Origin of the sequence: Williamsia sp. 1135 (assembly GCF_002095395.1) — a bacterium.
Taxonomy (GTDB): domain Bacteria; phylum Actinomycetota; class Actinomycetes; order Mycobacteriales; family Mycobacteriaceae; genus Williamsia.
This window is the reverse complement of sequence record NZ_MJEI01000041.1, coordinates 1-15,181: the sequence shown is the minus strand read 5'-3', so window position 1 is coordinate 15,181 and position 15,181 is coordinate 1. Positions and strand designations below refer to the sequence as shown.

18 protein-coding genes are annotated in these 15,181 nt (G+C 64.9%); 9 read left to right on the top strand and 9 right to left on the bottom strand.

What is annotated here, in order from left to right:
• The coding region (locus tag BFL43_RS01120) for an HNH endonuclease signature motif containing protein (protein WP_240497987.1) at positions 1–1,019 on the bottom strand (1,019 nt) is incomplete at its 3' end.
• A 218-nt stretch (positions 1,020–1,237) separates the two neighbouring features.
• Between BFL43_RS01120 and BFL43_RS01115 the strand changes: the two genes are divergently transcribed.
• The 3 genes from BFL43_RS01115 to BFL43_RS01105 all read left to right on the top strand — a co-directional run bounded on the left by BFL43_RS01115 (position 1,238) and on the right by BFL43_RS01105 (position 2,970).
• Positions 1,238–2,011: an ABC transporter permease gene (locus tag BFL43_RS01115; RefSeq protein ID WP_084889946.1), complete on the top strand. Its 774-nt coding sequence runs from the start codon at positions 1,238–1,240 to the stop codon at positions 2,009–2,011.
• A 19-nt stretch (positions 2,012–2,030) separates the two neighbouring features.
• Positions 2,031–2,468, top strand: coding sequence for a hypothetical protein (locus tag BFL43_RS01110; RefSeq protein WP_084889944.1), 438 nt, complete (start codon positions 2,031–2,033; stop codon positions 2,466–2,468).
• A gap of 85 nt (positions 2,469–2,553) precedes the next feature.
• Entirely contained in the window at positions 2,554–2,970 is a 417-nt protein-coding gene (locus tag BFL43_RS01105; protein WP_084889955.1) for a PPOX class F420-dependent oxidoreductase, read from the top strand.
• 2 nt (positions 2,971–2,972) lie between these two features.
• Here the strand turns inward: BFL43_RS01105 and BFL43_RS01100 are convergent, their stop codons facing one another.
• Positions 2,973–3,821: a LysR family transcriptional regulator gene (locus tag BFL43_RS01100; RefSeq protein ID WP_084889942.1), complete on the bottom strand. Its 849-nt coding sequence runs from the start codon at positions 3,819–3,821 to the stop codon at positions 2,973–2,975.
• A 69-nt stretch (positions 3,822–3,890) separates the two neighbouring features.
• Between BFL43_RS01100 and BFL43_RS01095 the strand changes: the two genes are divergently transcribed.
• Both BFL43_RS01095 and BFL43_RS01090 read left to right on the top strand, forming a co-directional pair.
• On the top strand, positions 3,891–4,856 hold the full coding sequence (locus BFL43_RS01095; RefSeq protein WP_084889953.1) for an EamA family transporter: 966 nt from the start codon (positions 3,891–3,893) through the stop codon (positions 4,854–4,856).
• A gap of 30 nt (positions 4,857–4,886) precedes the next feature.
• Positions 4,887–5,132 (top strand): DUF1272 domain-containing protein, encoded by a 246-nt coding sequence (locus tag BFL43_RS01090; protein ID WP_084889940.1) that lies wholly within the window; start codon positions 4,887–4,889, stop codon positions 5,130–5,132.
• Between the two features lie 17 nt (positions 5,133–5,149).
• Here BFL43_RS01090 and BFL43_RS01085 read toward each other — a convergent pair whose 3' ends face one another.
• The 5 genes from BFL43_RS01085 to BFL43_RS01065 all read right to left on the bottom strand — a co-directional run bounded on the left by BFL43_RS01085 (position 5,150) and on the right by BFL43_RS01065 (position 10,707).
• Positions 5,150–6,781 carry an MFS transporter gene (locus tag BFL43_RS01085; protein WP_084889938.1) on the bottom strand — a complete coding sequence of 544 codons (1,632 nt, stop codon included), beginning with the start codon at positions 6,779–6,781 and terminating at the stop codon, positions 5,150–5,152.
• Entirely contained in the window at positions 6,778–7,176 is a 399-nt protein-coding gene (locus BFL43_RS01080) for a VOC family protein (RefSeq protein ID WP_084889936.1), read from the bottom strand. Before BFL43_RS01080 ends, BFL43_RS01085 begins: the two co-directional genes overlap by 4 nt.
• A gap of 39 nt (positions 7,177–7,215) precedes the next feature.
• Complete coding sequence (locus BFL43_RS01075; RefSeq protein WP_084889950.1) at positions 7,216–7,968, bottom strand: alpha/beta hydrolase; 753 nt, start codon at positions 7,966–7,968, stop codon at positions 7,216–7,218.
• 64 nt (positions 7,969–8,032) lie between these two features.
• Positions 8,033–8,854, bottom strand: a complete 822-nt coding sequence (locus BFL43_RS01070; RefSeq protein WP_084889934.1) for an alpha/beta hydrolase — start codon at positions 8,852–8,854, stop codon at positions 8,033–8,035.
• A gap of 152 nt (positions 8,855–9,006) precedes the next feature.
• Entirely contained in the window at positions 9,007–10,707 is a 1,701-nt protein-coding gene (locus tag BFL43_RS01065; protein WP_143695003.1) for a GAF domain-containing sensor histidine kinase, read from the bottom strand.
• Positions 10,708–10,927: 220 nt separating this feature from the next.
• Between BFL43_RS01065 and BFL43_RS01060 the strand changes: the two genes are divergently transcribed.
• Positions 10,928–11,308, top strand: a complete 381-nt coding sequence (locus BFL43_RS01060) for a response regulator transcription factor (protein WP_346425928.1) — start codon at positions 10,928–10,930, stop codon at positions 11,306–11,308.
• A gap of 10 nt (positions 11,309–11,318) precedes the next feature.
• Here BFL43_RS01060 and BFL43_RS01055 read toward each other — a convergent pair whose 3' ends face one another.
• On the bottom strand, positions 11,319–11,975 hold the full coding sequence (locus tag BFL43_RS01055; protein WP_084889931.1) for a response regulator transcription factor: 657 nt from the start codon (positions 11,973–11,975) through the stop codon (positions 11,319–11,321).
• A gap of 162 nt (positions 11,976–12,137) precedes the next feature.
• On the opposite strand from BFL43_RS01055, the gene BFL43_RS01050 reads away from it, so the two are divergent.
• Entirely contained in the window at positions 12,138–12,740 is a 603-nt protein-coding gene (locus tag BFL43_RS01050) for a TetR/AcrR family transcriptional regulator (RefSeq protein WP_168176502.1), read from the top strand.
• 17 nt (positions 12,741–12,757) lie between these two features.
• On the opposite strand, the gene BFL43_RS01045 is transcribed toward BFL43_RS01050, so the two are convergent.
• Complete coding sequence (locus BFL43_RS01045) at positions 12,758–13,327, bottom strand: TetR/AcrR family transcriptional regulator (RefSeq protein ID WP_240497986.1); 570 nt, start codon at positions 13,325–13,327, stop codon at positions 12,758–12,760.
• Positions 13,328–13,397: 70 nt separating this feature from the next.
• Here BFL43_RS01045 and BFL43_RS01040 point away from each other — a divergent pair, with 70 nt between their 5' ends.
• The gene (locus tag BFL43_RS01040; protein WP_084889925.1) at positions 13,398–14,012 is read left to right on the top strand and encodes a lysophospholipid acyltransferase family protein; all 615 of its coding nucleotides are present in this window, start codon (positions 13,398–13,400) and stop codon (positions 14,010–14,012) included.
• A gap of 55 nt (positions 14,013–14,067) precedes the next feature.
• Positions 14,068–15,021: an alpha/beta fold hydrolase gene (locus BFL43_RS01035; RefSeq protein WP_084889923.1), complete on the top strand. Its 954-nt coding sequence runs from the start codon at positions 14,068–14,070 to the stop codon at positions 15,019–15,021.
• The last annotated feature ends 160 nt before the right edge of the window (positions 15,022–15,181 follow it).

The following is a 15,181-nucleotide window of genomic DNA, read 5'->3' as shown; positions in this document are numbered from 1 at the left end:
CACAACAAAACTGTGTTGGACAGGCTGGTCTCGCCGCCATGACTCCAGAACTTGACGTGATGCGCGTCCGTCCAACCGGCGGGGCAGCCGCAACCCGGGAAGGCACATCCGCGGTCTCGCACAGTGAGTGCTTTGCGGATGGCGGGTGTGACGGTACGGAATTCGCGTCCCACCTCGAGTGGTACGGCGTTGTTGTCGAGCAGGATCTTGGTGATCACCGAATCGCACACCGTCATCTGTGCGGTGGGCGACGACACCGGTCCGGTCCACTCGAACGTCGCGGCCGCGGTAGGTACTTTCGCGCCAGGGATGCCGTTCATCTGAAAGGCCAGAAGCTGCTCGGCGGAGACGGTCATCGTCACTCGCGGTTTCACTCCACCTTCGGTGGGCCGTTCCTGGCGGGCGAAGAACACATCCAGGATCTTGCCGAGGGCCTCGGACAGGCGTTGCGGCGTGCTGCGGGGATCAGGTGACCCATCGGGTTCCGGGACCGGCTTGGCCAACGGACGCAACGCAGCAGACAGCCTCTCTCCGAGCGTTTTGTCGAGGTCGAGGGTGCCGTGGGTACGGCCGTCGTCGCCGGTCCCGAACGACACCTCATTGAGGTCATCGTTCTCGGCGTCGGGGATCCCTTTGTCGGCCGGTGACAATGCAATGGCCATCTCGTGGGCTCGCCGGCTCACTGCCGCCGGTGTCGACACGCGGGCTTCTGTGAGCAATCCGCGGACGCAGTCGGCGCGATCGGATTCCGACAGATCGGGGTCCCGACAATCAATGTGACCCAGGCCTGGCACTCCGGCGGACTGCAGTAGCTCAGCGATCGAGTCCACACCGGATGTCTTTGCCACACCACGCTTGTCGAGGTCGGCGGTGAACCGAAACAGAAGCTGGTCCAACACGTTTTTCGCCCGCAGTGCGTAGACCGTCTCCTCGGACAACGCCAAGTCGTCGAGCGGTGCGAGCAGCAATGGATCGGCCGCCATTGTTGATAGGTGATCGAACAGCCCCCGGAAGTTCATGACCAAAATCTACCGCCATTTTCGGGTTCGCACAAGTGTTCGATGGGATCTATTCTACTGTCCTGCAACATCTTTCGCTATGCAAAACACTATTGGCGGCAGTGTAGCAAGGCGGTCTGACATCCACTGTGACGAACGGAAACAGGCACGCTCGGCGGTCAGGCAACCCTCTACCAGGCAGTCTGACACCATCAGTGAGATAAGAGTCGGGAGGGCAATTGTCGGACACGGTGATCCGGATCGGTCCGGCTTTGGCCATCGCTGTTGCGTTGCTGGCCGTTGCCGCCACCGGCATCGCCTACCTGGGCCGAACAGGTCATGAGCGGGCCGTGGCGTGGGCGTCGGTCCGAGCGGCCGTCCAACTCGGATTGCTGGCCCTCGTCCTCGGCGTGCTGGTCGAACACCTGTGGGCATCCGCGGGATTCGTCGCCGTCATGTCACTGGTGGCGGCGTGGACCTCTGCGGGCCGGGTACTGAACCGGCGACCCTCGGTGTCAGAGGCCGCCACCGTTCTCCTTCCGGTGGCCCTCGCGTCGGTCGTCGTCGTCACCGTTCTCGTTGCGTCGGGAGTACTTCCGCCCACCGGCCTCGCCGTGATCCCGAGTGCGGGAATCATGATCGGCGGCGCCATGAACACGACGTCCCTCGCGGGACGACGTGCCTTCGACGAACTCTCGGCCCGCCGCGGGGAGGTCGAGGCGGCGATGTCACTGGGCATCTCTGATTATCACTCGCGGATGGAGGTCTGCCGCAGCGCCGCAGCCACCGCACTCGTACCCGCGCTCGACCAAACCCGCACGGTAGGACTGGTGACGATTCCCGGAGCGTTCGTCGGAATGGTCCTCGGTGGTGCATCGCCGGCGGATGCCGCTGTCATGCAGCTGTTCGTGTTGATCTCGATCCTCGCGGTGAGTTCCTGCGCGCTGGTGATGATCACCGAACTGGTCGCGCGCGGACGACTCCCGGGTTCTGTAGGAGCACGTCACGTTTGAGGTTCGTCGCCGGTCCGGTATGAGCCTTCTGATCCGCCTCGGCCTGTTGATCCTCTTTGTGGTGGAGTTCGTCGTCGGAGTCTGGAATCAGGTGTTTCCGGCGTCCTTCTACGAGCACTTCCCCACCGTCGACCTCACGCCGCCGTACAGCGAGCACTACGCCCGCGACTTCGGCGGTGCCACCCTCGGTATCGCATTGCTGCTTCTCGTCGCCCTGATCAGACCGCGCGCTGCGTTCGTCATCCCAGCGGCCGCCGCCTACACGGTCTTCTCCCTGCCGCATTTCCTGTTCCACCTCGGCCACACCCACGGTGCGACGACCTCCGAGGTCGTCGCCCTGACCATCGCCAATGCCTTCGTGCTGCTCGTGGGCCTCGGGGTCATCGCCCTGACCTTGGTGCGTGATCGCCGATCCCATGCTGCAGCCCACGTCAACGCCACCTCCACCCTGAAGTGACACCCGGCCGCGGTGTTGACTTCAAGCCGACGTGAAGTCGCAGACTGTGCGCAGCAGCAAACAGCCCGACGACCCGAGGACAGAGATGACGTTCACGAACGACGAGATCGAGTACCTGAACAGCCAAGATCTCGGCAGATTGGCAACCGCGCAGCCGAACGGGACCTTGCAGGCAAGTCCGGTTGGTTTCACGTGCAACATTGCACTCGGCACCATCGACATCACCGGATACAACATGGCCGCCAGCCAGAAGTTCAAGAATCTCGCGACCAACCCCACGGTCGCCTTCGTCGTCGACGACATCGTCTCCCGTGAGCCGTGGCGGGTGCGCTGCCTGGAGATCCGCGGCACCGCAGAGCAGGTAGGGACCGGATCAGAGCGTGGCAATGAGGGGCCGCTGATCCGGATCCACCCGACGCGGATCATCTCTTTCGGTCTCGCCGCCGGGGACCTCGACGTCGAACCCCACCAGATCAAGCCGCACAAGCGAACCCTCCAGTAGCTTCAGCTGTCGTAGGCCTTTCGCATCATCGCCAGCAGATCCGCGATGCGATCCGGCGGGGCGTCGCGCTGCCAGGCAAGCCACACAGACACCGGCTCGACATCGACGACGCGTCGGTACACCATGCCGGGCCTGCGGTACTGGTGCACCGTGGATTCCGGCGTCAAGCCGATCGCCTGTCCAGCGGCGATTGCCGTCATCCATTCGTCGATGTTGTGGGTCGTGCGCACCTCCACCGGCCTGCCGAAGAACAGGTCACCGGTGGTGGTCCCCACAAGCGGATCGATGGCAATGGTTCTGTCCTGCAAGTCATTCAACGTCAACCGTCGGCGTCGAGCCAACGGGTCCGACGCAGCGATCGCGGCGTAACGGTTCTCGGTGCCGATCAGTTCGGTGGCGATCCTGCGCACCGACGGCACGCGGCGTAGCACCGCCGCCTCGACCAGACCCTCGTGCAGCCCGGCACTCGCGCTGGTGGACTGCACGAACACCAGGGAATTGCCCGGGTGCAACGCGGACCAATCCCGTTGGACCGCAACGGTGTGCGCGCCGAGAACGGCGAAGTGATAGCCGATCCGGAACTCTCCGGCGGGCCGCGACAACGACTCCTCGAGTCGCGCGACCTCTTCCAGCACCCGCCGGGCGTGCCCGAGCACCCCGGAGCCGGCCGTCGTGAGCGTCGCCTCCCGCGGGCCTCTGTGCAGAAGCCGAGCGCTGACCGCCGACTCGAGCCCGGCGACCGCCCGTGACACCGCCGCCTGCGAGACCCGCAGGGCGATGGCCGCGTCGGTGAAGGTGCCTTCGTCGACCACAGCCACGAAGGCACGTAACTGATGTAGTTCGATCGCCATGCGTCTAGCGTATAACGCATGCGCGTCGGGCATTTTTGCTTGGTTTCGCAGCGGTCCACACTGACGGACATGACCACCGACCTGACCGCGGTCTCCCTCCCGGGTGACGCCACCGCCTCGCCCTCTCGATCGCGGGCAACCGCGGGCGGTGTCGCGCTGATGCTCACCGGCGGTCTCAGTAATCAGGTCGGTGCGGGTCTCGGTGCGCACGCGTTCGCGGCGATCGGGCCGGCCGCCGTGGTCGCGGTTCGTCAGGTTGTGGCCGCGACGGTACTGCTCGCCATCGCTCGACCGCAGGTGCGAGCGCTCCGCTGGACGCAGTGGTGGCCGGTGTTGTTGCTTGCCGTGACCGTGTCGACGATGAATCTCACGCTGTATCTTGCGATCGACCGTATCGGCCTGGGCTTGGCGGTGTCCCTGGAATTTCTCGGCCCGTTGATGGTGGCGATGTGTGCCTCCAGGCGGCCGGTCGATCTGCTCTTCGTGGTGCTCGCAGGCGCGGGCGTCTACGTCCTCGTGTGGCCGAGCCCGTCCACCGATTACCTCGGCGTCGGACTCGGATTGATCGCGGCGGCGGGCTGGGCGTCGTACATCGTGCTCAATCGTGTGGTCGGTACCCGGTTACCCGGCCTCGACGGTGCCGCGCTGGCTACGACCGGTGCCACGCTCATCTATCTCCCCGTTCTCGTGCTCGCCATCTCATCCGGGAAGCTGACCGGATCGGTGCTGTGGTTCACGATCGGCGCCGGTGTCCTGGCGTCGGCGGTGCCCTATGCCGTCGACCTGCTAGCGCTGCGCCGGGTGCCGACCGGGCTGTTCGCGATCTTCACCAGCTTCAACCCAGTGTGGGCAGCGCTCGCGGGGATGGCGGTGCTCAACCAGTTTCTCGGACTTCACGAATGGCTGGGGATCGCACTGATCTCGGGCACCAACATCGCGATCATCGCCAGGTCGCGAGGTCGTCGGCCGCCCTCGGATCCTGCACCCGAGCAGACTGATTCGCCCATGACGCGCCCGGCCATGCCAACCCCTTAGACTCGGCGGGACACCGGAGGAGGTGGTCCGATGCTCGAGATCCGACCGAACTGCGAATGCTGCGACCTCGACCTGCGGCCTGAGGACGAAGCCTGGATCTGCACCTTCGAGTGCACGTGGTGTCCGGCGTGCGCCTCGGGATTCCCCGATCGTCGCTGTCCCAACTGCGGCGGCAACCTGTCCGTACGACCGATCCGACCGGCAGCTCTGCTGGTGAGCAATCCTGCCTCGACCATACGGGTGACGAGCGCCAGTTGCGCTGAATGCTCGGGCTGATCTGGGCCTCGCCGAACCTACTTCGTCGAGTCCGACGACAACCGCACCTTCGCCCGCAGTGCGAACAACTGTTGTTCGTCTTCGGTTGCCCCGGTGGCGGTGTGAGCGAGCGCGGCGGTGATGAGGTGGTGGTCGGAGTCGGTCCAGCGCTCCCGGTGCTGGTGTTCGAACTCTCCCCACGACGGGACAGTGAATTGCTCGACCCGGACATCCGGGTCCCCGCCGTGGCAGTACAGACCCCAGGAATAGGCGCCCGTCCGGCGCCGGGCTCTGCCCACCGCCACCATCTCCTGCTCGAACTGTTCGAGTTCACCGGGCCGTACGCGGTAGGTGTTCGAGATGATGACGGGCCCGTCGTCGGGCTCGGGGCCGAAGACCACCATCGGCGTCGGCCACGCAGTGGACACCCCACGCGGCAGGGTCCCGGTCTCGGGTCGCAGCGGGAGCACCTTGACACTTGCGGCAGCGATGACCAACAGGGCAGCCGAGATCAGCAGCGCAGCAGAGAAACCGGTGTGCGAGGCGACGACACCCCAGAGGAAAGACCCCAGAGCCTGACTGCCCATGAACACCAGCAGGTAGATCGACATCCCCCGAGCCCGGACCCAGTGGGCGAGCGACAGCTGGATGGCGGCATTGAGCGTGGTCAGCGTTCCGATCCACGCCGCGCCGGCTAGGAGTAGCAGGGGCAACACCGCCCAGACCGGAAAGAGGGCCACGGCGACGACACCCAGAGCGTAGGCGATTGCCGACCCGACCAGAATACCGTTGCTCGACAACTTCTTTCGAAGTTTCGGATACACCACGACCCCGACGAGCGCGCCCACGCCGAGCAGTCCGAGAACCAGTCCGTAACCCGAGGCACCGAAGTGCAGATGCTGCGACGACGCCAGGGGTAACAGTGCCCACAGTGCGGAGGCCGGGACTGCGAACACCGCTGAGCGCAGCATGATCCGACGAACAACCGGCGCTGACTGGATGTAGTGCAGACCGGTGACCATCGACCGCCCGAAGCGTTCGCGATCGATCGCCCTGTTGTCTGCTGGTCGCCGCCACCAGATGAGTGCGCCGATGATCGCGAGGAAGGAGAGCGCGTTGATGGCGAAGACCGCAGCCGGGCCTGCCGCCGCGACCAGCACGCCACCGATCGCCGGGCCCACAGCACGGGCTCCGTTGACCGTCACGCTTCCCAGTGCAGAAGCGGCCGGGATCTGTTCTTTCGGAACGAGTTCGGGTTGAATCGCCTGCCATGCAGGTGCGGACAGCGCGGACCCGCATCCGAGGAGGAACGTCATGGCCAGCAGCATCACCGGCGACAACACGTCGGTCCAGGCCAAGAAGGTCAGCAGTCCGGCCGCGAGTGCGGTGTACACGCTCACCGCGATGAGCAACCGACGTCGATCGAGCAGGTCGGCGAGACCGCCTGCCGGGAGTGCCAGGAACAGGGTCGGTAGCAGGCTCGCCGTCTGCACGAGCGCAATGATGACCGCGCTGCTGTGGTGCTCGACCAGGAACCACTGCGCACCAACGGTTTGCATCCACAGGCCGATGTTCGACACCAATTGGGCGATGAAGAGCATCCGGTAGATCCGGTTACGCAGCGGTGCCCAAGCCGGGTTCCCGGTCACGACCGGGTCGGCGGTGGTCATGACGATGCACCTGTTTCGGTACCCACCGATGGTGGGGCCTCCCGAATCGAGAAGAGGTTCCCGAACGGATCCAGCAGCTGACAGAGCCTCTCGCCGGTGAAGACCGTCTTCGGTCCCCGGTGGGCCACGGCGCCGTGCGCGGTCCAGTCGGCGACGATCGCGTCGACGTCCGAGACCGTCCAGTACGCGGAGACACCCGTCGGACCCGGGGAGTTGAAATCGTCAGACTTGTGGATTGTGAGCCTGACCCCGTCGATGTCGAAGGCGACCAGGGCACCACCCCGCACCACCGGTTGGCGTCCTAGCCGGGCGGAGTACCAGTCGACTGCTTCATCGAACTGGTCGACGAAGTAGAAGATGTTTCCGATCGGCCCCAGGGTGAGTGCTCCGGTCATGGCTTCGAGCCTTCCGTTCCGCTGTCGAGGTCCAGTAATTCAGGACTGGGCGCCCGCTGGCGGGGCTTCCTGAGGCGAGGTCACTTCGGACAGGGCTTCTTCGATCACCGCGACGACCTCGGCCGGCTTGGCGATCATCGCCAGGTGCGGAGCGTCGATCTCGACCACCTTGCGCAGGCCGGCGCGCTCATATCCGAAGCGCTCGACGTCGGGGTTGATGGTGTGGTCGTCGCGGCTGACGATGCCCCAACCGGGCTTGGTCTTCCATGCGGCGACTGGCGCAGCCTCACCGAAAGCGGCTGCGGCCAAGGGGCGCTGAGATACTGCGAGCACCTCTGCCTCTTCCTGGGTGATTCCGGCGGCGAAGATCTCGTGGAAGGTCTTGATGTTCACCGATACGTCGGTGCCGGGTTCTGCTCCCTCGATCGGGAACGGCGAGTAGACCAGATTGGCTGCGAGATCGGAGTCGGGGAATCGCCCCTGCAGTTCACCGAGGCTCTCGCCTTCTTCCAGCGCGTAACCGGCAACGTAGACGAGTCCGACAACGTTCTCTGCGACCCCGGCGACGGTGATGACTGCTCCACCGTAAGAATGTCCGGCCAGGAGTACGGGGCCCTCGATCTGCTCGACGAACGAGCGGATGTAAGCCGAATCACCGATCAGGCTGCGGTTGGGTACCGGCGGGACGAGCACGGTGTGGCCCTTGTCGAGCAGGCGTCGGGTGACCGGCGCCCAGCTGGCGCCGTCCGCGAATGCGCCGTGGATGAGAACGATGGTGGGTGTGGTTGTCATGGCGAGCTCCTGCTGCAAAGGGGGATGAACGTGGCGGTGGGGATGAAGATTCGAGCGCGGTGGTCTATTCGGCGATGAACTTGAGAATGTCGGTGTCCAAGGCCTTCTGGTAGTCGCCGTAGATGCCGTGCGGGGCTCCCGGGTAGACCTCGAGCCGACCGTTCTTCACGAGCTCGATGGACTTCTTGGCGGCCGCGACGATGGGCACGATCTGATCATCGTCACCCTGGGCGATGAAGATCGGGACGTCGAGTGCCTTCAGGTCTTCGGTGAAGTCGGTCTCGGAGAATGCCTTGACGCAGTCGTAGGCGGCGGCGAGGTTCACCAGCATGCCCTGGCGCCAGAAGTCATCTTTGGCTCCCTGCGAGACGTTCGAACCCTCACGGTTCGCGCCGAAGAAGGATTCGGACAGATCCTTGTAGAACTGCGAGCGGTCATTGAGGACGCCCTCGCGGATGCCGTCGAACACCTCGATGGGCGTGCCCTCGGGATTGGTGTCGGACTTGACCATGATCGGAGGAACGGCGCCCGCGGTGATCACCTTGACGACGCGGCCCTTTCCGTACTGGGCTGCGTAGCGAACCACCTCGCCACCACCGGTGGAGTGTCCGATCAGGATGAGGTCGTTCAGATCGAGTGCTTCGACCAGTTCCGCGAGATCCTTGGCGTAGGTGTCCATGTCGTTGCCCTGGTAGGTCTTCGACGACCGGCCGTGTCCGCGGCGGTCATGCGCGATTGCGCGGTAGCCGGCGTCGGCGAGCAACTTGAGCTCGATCTGCCAGGCATCAGACGAGAGCGGCCAGCCGTGGCTCAGCAGCACAGGTTGTCCGGTGCCCTGCTCGGTGTAGTAGATCTCGGTTCCGTCGGTGGTGGTGATGTACGGCATGGTGTCCTCCTGCGGTTGTTGTCTCGCTCTTGTGAGAACAACATTCGTCCTATCGGAGGCGTACGTCGTCGCTGCTGGCGTCCAACCGAGGGGAGGACTTTCGGCGGGTGGACATACCTGCTAGCAGGTATACGACCCACGACGGCCTGGTGTCACAAGGGCGCCGCAGGTATCCGGGCCACCAAGGTCGTCCCGACACCGGGCGGGCTCGTGATCGTCAATGTGCCACCCACAGTGTCGATTCGATCGTGCAGCCCGATGAGCCCCGACCCACGTCCGGAGTCGGCACCGCCATTCCCATCGTCACTGACGGTCAGGTCCAGGAAGCCGCCGTCAGAGGTGGCGGCGATCGTGATCTCGGTGGCATGGGCGTACTTCGCTGTGTTCGTCAGCGCCTCTGCGACCACGTAGTATGCAGCGACCTCGACCGTGTCGGGTAGCCGGGTCGGAATCGAGATGGTGAGCGACACCGGCACCGGCGAACGGCGGGCCAGGGTCTTGAGCGCGGGACCGAGGCCGCCGCGGGACAAGATCGCGGGGTGGATGCCGCGCGACAGTTCCTGAAGATCGGTGTGCACCTGCGCCAGCGTTTCGACGCTGCGATCCAACCGCTCGCGGAGGTCCTCCGCACCGGGTGGCACAGTCATCTGGGCGGCCCGCAGTTCCATACCGAGCGAGACGATGCGTTGCTGCGCCCCGTCGTGCAGGTCACGTTCGATCATCCGACGCGCTTGATCGGCCGCCGCGACCACGCGCGCCCGAGATCGGGTCAGCTGACCTCGAGTTTCGCTGTTGTACACGGCGGTTGCCACGAGATCGGCAAAGTCCAGCACGCGCGCCTCGATGCTGTGGGCTGGACGGCGGTCGGCGGAGCCGACGATCACGGCCCCCCAGATGGAGTCGTCGAGTTTGATCGGCACGCCGAGCCCCGACAGGAACCCACGACGTCGTAACCGCTCGGCGATGGGACCCGTCGCGTTCGAGTAGTCGACGGCGACGCTCTCCCCCGAGGCGTGAACGAGGGTGCTGGCGTTGTATCCGCCGAGCGGTAGCCGCTCGCCCACCGTGAGGTGATGCCCCCCGGGATCGCCGTCCCAAGCAGCGAGTACGAGGCAGGTATCGTCGCCGTCGAAACGTACCAGCGACACATGTTCGACGCCGAGCCCATCCGCGAGCTCTGCAGCTACGACCGGATATACGACGTCGGGCTCACCCCGCTGGGCGACGAGAGTCGCGACCCGTCGCAGAGCTGCCTGCTGGCGTGCCAGGGCTTCGGTCTGCTCCCCCAACTCGTGCCGGTCTCGCGCCGCCGCGAGCAGCGCTTCCAGCGCGGGCACGATTCTCCGCACCCGCCGCGTGTCCGAGGCCGACAGCACTGCCGGCACCAGCAGCGACCCTGCGGCAACGCCGTCGTCGAACAGGTTGATCCGTTGCTGTTCCGATGTCACCGGAGCATCGGCAGGGCCGAGGACCGCATAGGGAGCAGGGAGATCCAGTACCTCGGTCAGGCGAGCGCTCGCAGCGCTGAACATCTCCGCGGACATCGGCTCGCGCAACATGGTTCGCGCAAACGCGGCCATCATGTCGGCTTCCCGCCGACGCTGATCGGATTCTGCTGCGCGCAGCCGAGATTGCCCGACAAGCACATTGGTGAGCAGAGCGACACTCGTGAACACGATGACGGCGGGCAGCAGACTGTGCGTGTTCTCTGCGACGTGTACGTACGCGTAGGCAGCAGCACTCGCGACGGAGGTGGCGATGGCGATACCGAAGCCCCACCCCGCCGACACCACCAACACGCCGAACAGGAACACCGCACCGAACGCACTGTCCGGGGCGATCTTCTCCAGCATGAACACGATCAACATCTCGACCGCGATCAGCGCAGCCCCAACCGCGATTCCCCACGCCACGGGCGGGGTACTGGGTCGCAATACACTGGTGACGAGCCGATCTCGCCAGGTCCCACCGTCGTGATCAGGCACACGGCGATCGTAATCCGTATGCGGGCGGCGGGCGGAAGTACCGCTAGCGGGCATGCTTCGCCGCTCGTTCTCTGACACCCTCGAAAGAGTGAAGCCTCCTGACCATCGCTGTCTGATCGTGGACGACAGCAACGCATTCTGCCTCGCGGCACGCGGTGTGCTGGAGTCTGCGGGGATGACAGTGGTGGGGACGGCTTCGTCACTTGCCACCGCGGTGGAGTCGGCACGGTCCACTCGCCCAGATCTGATTCTGGTCGACATCGACCTCGGCGGCGAGAACGGGTTCGACGTGGTCGAAGCACTTCACGACGATGATCCGCGGTTCACCATGATCTTGGTGTCGACGCACGACGAAGAGGATTTCGCAGACATGGTCGAGGCGAGTTCGGCGATCGGTTTCCTGCCGAAGTTCGAGCTCTCGGCCGATCGTATTCTGCAGATCATGTCCCGCACCGGGGACGGCGCCTGAACTCCCGGGGTCAGCTCATCGCATCGAGATACAGGATCACCGCGCGCACTCGCCGGTGATCTTCAGACGTCTCGCTGAGGTCCAGCTTGTTCAAGATGCTCCGGACATGCTTCTCGACCGTGCCTTCGGTGATCCAAAGTCGCTTGGCGATACCGGAATTCGACAGTCCTTCTGCCATCAACGTCAGAACATCGCGCTCGCGAGCACTCAGCACCGCCAGTGGATCGTCACGCCGTTTCGCGGCGATCAATTCCTGGACGAGCGCCGGGTCGATGACCGACGCACCGTTCGCCACCCGAGTGAGGGTGTCGACGAAGTCGGCGATGTCGGTGACCCGACTCTTGAGCAGATAGCCGATGCCCTTGCCGCTGTCGAGCAATTCCAGCGCGTGATCGACCTCGACGTGGGCCGACAGCAGCAGCATTGCGACGTCCGGGAACTCTTGCCGAATCAGCTTCGCCGCGTCGAGACCTTCGGCGCTGTGCGACGGGGGCATCCGAATATCGATGATGGCCAACTGCGGAGGAGCCTTGCGGACCAGCGCGATGAGCTCGTCGCCATCGCCCGCTTGTCCGATCACGTCGAGCCCCGACTGGCTCAGCAGACTCGCCAGGCCTTCCCGCAGCAACAGATCGTCGTCTGCCACCACCACCTGGAGTCCGTCCACCACATGTCCTTCCGTCGGCACTGTGCTCGGTTGATCCTAATGCGATCGGACCGACGCCCGCCTGTCGCTGGATCGAGCTGCAGGTCTTCGCCCGGAAAGGTGGAACGCTCACGTTCTTGACAAGAGATGCAACTGAGAACACATACGTGCCAATATGGCCTCATGGCTGCCGTCGTACGTCCCTACCGGGGTGTCGCCGCGCAAACGCGTAGAGACCGACGCCGCGAGCAATTGCTCCAATCCTGTCTCGACCTGGTTGCCGAGTCGGGCGCCACCGCGATCACCGTCGACTCGATCAGCGCCAGGGCGGGTCTGTCAAAGCGCTACTTCTACGAGAGCTTTCGCGATCGGGATGCGATTCTCGTCGAGGCCATCGACGGCGTTCTCCGGCCGTTGGGTACCGCACTGGTGGAGCAACTCCCACCCGACCTGCCCACCGACCAACGGATCGGGCACGTCGCGTCATCGCTGGTCAAAGCCCTGACCGCGGACCCCCGCGCGGCCTACCTCTACACCTCGGCGTCGGGGAACACCACCCTGGAGGCTCGCCGACGATTGATCGTCGACGAGCTGACGCCGCTGCTCATGACCGAGGTCCTCGGCACCGACCCAGACAGCCCGCGGGACCGTGCCTCGACCATCCTCATGGTCGCCGGCACGACCGAACTGCTCGACAGGTGGCTACGGGGCACACTCGAGTTCACCGAGCACGAGTTCATCGATGTGCTCACCGGGCTCGGACAAAAGATCGCTGCTGCGACGTAGGGTTCCGCCGCGACCGGTCATGAATCTCGTTGCGCGTCGACCGAATCGACGGCTGCGGCGACCAGTGCGTCCACATCGGCATCGAACAGATCAAGCGCTCGGGTCGAGGTAAGCGTCGCGATGCCGTGTACGGATGTCCAGAGCCCCAGGGCGCGGTGCGTCTCTGCCTGCCCACCAATCAGCCCCGCCAGTGCGGCGACCACCGGAACGGTCTTTTCTCGGAGGTTCTCTCCGGCACCCTCGAGCAGATCGTGCCGAAAGATCAGCGCGAACATATCCGGTCGACGGCGTGCGAAAGCCACGTAGAGGCCGGCCATCTCGAGCAATCGTGCGCGCGCCCCTGTGGGGTCAGCCGGACCCGAACCAGACAGCGCCGGTTCGAGTTCGGCTCGCAGATCTGCAAAGCCTGCTTCTGCGATCGCGGCCAGCAGCGCGCGATGGGTAGGAAAATACCGCCTCGGTGCGCCGTGAGATACGCCCGCGGCCCGCGTGATCGCCCTGAGCCCGACAGCCGGCAGTCCCCCGTCCTCGAGTAGTTCCACGCCTGCCTGAACCAGCCGCGCTCGAGTACCAACATCCTGGGTCATGTAGACATTGTCTACCATCACATCCGTAGACATTGTCTACCGCCGCCGTCAAAGAAGGGACCTGCCGACCATGTGGTACCGAATATTGAAGTACGCGCTGGTGGGGCCCGCGCTGCGACTGACCGCCCGGCCGCTCGTCTCCGGTCTCCAGCACGTTCCGCGATCGGGTCCGGTCATCATCGCCGCAAATCATCTGGCCGTCATCGACTCGTTCCTGTTGTGCCTCGTGATCAACCGGCGGCTGACCTTCCTCGCCAAGAACGACTACTTCATCCGGCCCGGCGTGCTCGGTGCGTTGCAACGCTGGTTCTTCACTGCCGCAGGTCGGGTGCCCGTCGATCGCGCGGGTGGAAACGCAGCGACCGGGGCCTTGGACGCCGCGACGGCGATCCTGGAGTCGGGCGGTGTCTGGGCGATCCATCCCGAAGGCACGCGGTCGCCAGACGGGCACCTCCATCGAGGCCGGACCGGTGTCGCGAGGGTTGCTGCGGCGACCGGCGCACCGGTGATCCCCGTTGCCCTGCAGGGCACCGCGCGAGTGCGCCCGTGGCGCCGGGCTCATATCACGATCGGACCGCCATCTGATCTGCACAGCAACGACATTCGCGCGTGCACCGATCAGCTCATGATGGAGATCCAGGAGATGTCCGGGCAACAGTATGTCGATACCTACGCACGCCGGTAGCGTCATCCCGGTGAACCGTCCATCGCCGCGCCCCGGACAGGATTGACTGTTGGCCATGCTGACCTTGAGAGCGGTGTCGACCACCGTGGCTTTCCTCGTTGTGATCGCGGCGGCGTGCGCCTGCACGAGCAGCGACACACCACCCAGTGCGACGTCGTCCACAGTGCAGTCGCTTGGCGACGTCACCGTTCACCGCGTCTCCTATGACACCTCCGAGGGCAGCGATTCCACCCAGAACTGGGGCGACCTGTACCTACCCGCAGGCGAGCAAGCCGTCGACACCATCCCCCTCGTCGTACTGATCCACGGCGGATCGTGGAAGTCACAGCTCGACGCACAGACCATGCGCCCCTATGCGATCGACCTGGCCAAGCGCGGGATGGCCGTTTACAACATCGAATACCGGCGCGTCGGCTCCGGTGGCGGCTGGCCGAACACCTTCACCGACGTCGGCAATGCCCTCGACTACGTGGTGGAGCTGGATAAGCAGTACCCGCAGCTCACCACCGACGACGAGCTTGTCGTCGGACACAGTGCGGGCGCGCAGCTGGCCATGTGGGCGGGGACCCGCAACAAGCTGTCCAAGAGCGACATCGGGCACGATCCGAAGTTCCGCCCCACCCGGGTGGTGTCTCTGGCAGGTCCGCTCGACATGGTCTACGCCGCGCACCACGGCAACGACCGGATCGTGACGGCCCTCGGCGGCACACCCGAGCAGGTCCCCGGCCGGTACGCATCAGTGGACCCGGTACAGAACATCGATCCGACCATGCCGGTTGTCGCCATCCATGGGACCGCCGACACCCTTGTGCCGCCGATCCTGTCTGAGCGGTACATCGACGAGGTTGAGCGCCAGAACGGAATCGGCGATCTTGTTCTCGCCGACGGCGAAGACCACGTGTCCATCGTCAGTTCGGACCGCCCGGTGTATGGCAAGATCCTCGACATCATCACCGACGCGTCCGGAAAGACCATCGACGAGCTGGACGATCTCTACGACAACAACTGACGACTATTCGCCTGATGGGTCCGGCGGGTCGGGCGGTTGGCCACTGAGTTCTCGGGTGCGTTGTTCGAGGTGGGCTGTGCGGCGTGCGAGCATGGCCTGGCGGGCCTCGATCAAGGCTTCGTCGGGATGGTGGGCGCGGTTGACCCTGGGTTGTCGTTCC

What these genes read in the sequence shown, in the direction of transcription:
- BFL43_RS01110 (WP_084889944.1), top strand. Translation starts at nt 2,031, where the DNA reads ATGAGCCTTCTGATCCGCCTCGGCCTGTTGATCCTCTTTGTGGTGGAG.
- BFL43_RS01105 (WP_084889955.1), top strand. Translation starts at nt 2,554, where the DNA reads ATGACGTTCACGAACGACGAGATCGAGTACCTGAACAGCCAAGATCTC.
- BFL43_RS01100 (WP_084889942.1), bottom strand. Translation starts at nt 3,821, where the DNA reads ATGGCGATCGAACTACATCAGTTACGTGCCTTCGTGGCTGTGGTCGAC.
- BFL43_RS01095 (WP_084889953.1), top strand. Translation starts at nt 3,891, where the DNA reads ATGACCACCGACCTGACCGCGGTCTCCCTCCCGGGTGACGCCACCGCC.
- BFL43_RS01090 (WP_084889940.1), top strand. Translation starts at nt 4,887, where the DNA reads ATGCTCGAGATCCGACCGAACTGCGAATGCTGCGACCTCGACCTGCGG.
- BFL43_RS01085 (WP_084889938.1), bottom strand. Translation starts at nt 6,781, where the DNA reads ATGACCACCGCCGACCCGGTCGTGACCGGGAACCCGGCTTGGGCACCG.
- BFL43_RS01080 (WP_084889936.1), bottom strand. Translation starts at nt 7,176, where the DNA reads ATGACCGGAGCACTCACCCTGGGGCCGATCGGAAACATCTTCTACTTC.
- BFL43_RS01075 (WP_084889950.1), bottom strand. Translation starts at nt 7,968, where the DNA reads ATGACAACCACACCCACCATCGTTCTCATCCACGGCGCATTCGCGGAC.
- BFL43_RS01070 (WP_084889934.1), bottom strand. Translation starts at nt 8,854, where the DNA reads ATGCCGTACATCACCACCACCGACGGAACCGAGATCTACTACACCGAG.
- BFL43_RS01065 (WP_143695003.1), bottom strand. Translation starts at nt 10,707, where the DNA reads ATGCTGGAGAAGATCGCCCCGGACAGTGCGTTCGGTGCGGTGTTCCTG.
- BFL43_RS01050 (WP_168176502.1), top strand. Translation starts at nt 12,138, where the DNA reads ATGGCTGCCGTCGTACGTCCCTACCGGGGTGTCGCCGCGCAAACGCGT.
- BFL43_RS01045 (WP_240497986.1), bottom strand. Translation starts at nt 13,327, where the DNA reads ATGACCCAGGATGTTGGTACTCGAGCGCGGCTGGTTCAGGCAGGCGTG.
- BFL43_RS01040 (WP_084889925.1), top strand. Translation starts at nt 13,398, where the DNA reads ATGTGGTACCGAATATTGAAGTACGCGCTGGTGGGGCCCGCGCTGCGA.
- BFL43_RS01035 (WP_084889923.1), top strand. Translation starts at nt 14,068, where the DNA reads ATGCTGACCTTGAGAGCGGTGTCGACCACCGTGGCTTTCCTCGTTGTG.